We start from the raw sequence: 1408 nt of genomic DNA on the forward strand, positions 1-1408 counted from the left end.
ATCATAAATCTGTTCACACTGTAAACTTAACACATGTGAAGCAATAGGGCCTTTTCTGACTGGTATCTCTCTCTTAAATAGGTTTTGAATTTCAATCAAAACGTGCTCATAAACCAAAAGTTTTTTGTTTAGCCATTGGTTTACGAGCACGTTTTTTTTATATTTATGATTTATTTCTTGCTGAACCCATCGGAATTCTAGATTCATAAAAAAATTAAAAAATTCCCCAACACGTCTCTTACTTACTTACTTCTTTTCCTCTGCACTACTCATCAAGTAAAAAATACAAATATATATTATTTATCCCTACGTTTATCCAATAGCTCTGCAGCCTTCCTAGCTTTCTCCCTAGAAGTATTAATATACAGGAGGGACGTATCGGATGATGTATGGCCTAATTGTGACATAATCAAAGGAATGTCCCCACCCGTCTGTTCTGCCAAATTCGTAGCATAAGTATGCCGTAGTTTATGTGGTGACATTCTTTTATCAAAGGACTTCGTATACTTATAAACAATGTTTTCAATGGCACGATTAGTAAGAGGGAGAGGTTCTCCTTTATAGAGTTTGATAAAAACAAATTCATTCTCATCGTCTTTCCCTGCATAACGTACATGTCGAATCGATAAATACTCTTTAAGATCATGAAGAGAGGAGGGGGTCACGCTAACCGTATCCTTTTTGTTTCCCTTTCTAATCACACTGATTTCCTTTGAACTAAAATCAATATCTTTGATCCTTAAATTGGATAATTCATTCACACGGATTCCACTTCCAAGAAAGAGAGAGAGGATGGCATAATCTCGTTCTTTATCCCGCTTGAAGTAGTGTTTCTGAGTGTCAGAAAGAGAATGCTCGTATTCGTCTTTCACGTACGCTAAGAAATCAATATCCTGGTCATTAACAAAGATTTTTTCGGTTATATGTTTGGCCCGTTCATTAAACGTTTCTGATACCTTTTTAACCTGGATTTTCTGCATAACGTTCCTATGGAAATAGGGTTCTCTATTATCCAATTCAGCTTCTGTCGTCAGGTATTTAAAAAGGGAGCGAAGGGAGGACTTATGGCGATTAACAGTTTTTGGATTAATTTTTTTCGTTTCATCATTCTTTGAGACTTTATATTTTTTCCTAGCTATAAATTTAAAATAATTACTTGCTTCCTCTAAAGATAGGTTTTCAAGATATCCAGGTGTGATTTTTTTAATCGATTTGCATGGGACAATTCCTTCAGCCATGAGCCAGTTAAAAAACTCTTGATAATCCCGTACATAATTGAAAAGGGTGAGGGGAGAGCGGATATCCTGCTTAGCATCTACATATTTAACCACATAGTCAGGCATCTCTTTTAACAATTCATCTAGTTTTCTTTCATAATAATCATGCTGTTTAGATATAGACAAACGAA

At 35.2% G+C, this 1408-nt stretch carries 1 protein-coding gene; it reads right to left on the reverse strand.

What is annotated here, in order from left to right:
* Positions 1–296 precede the first annotated feature (296 nt).
* Positions 297–1408, reverse strand: a 1112-nt coding sequence (gene xerS, locus V7068_RS20150) for a tyrosine recombinase XerS (protein ID WP_499714266.1), incomplete at its 5' end; no start/stop codon positions are given.

Origin of the sequence: Bacillus sp. JJ634 (genome assembly GCF_036962285.1) — a bacterium.
GTDB classification, from domain to species: Bacteria; Bacillota; Bacilli; order Bacillales; family DSM-1321; genus Peribacillus; species Peribacillus asahii_A.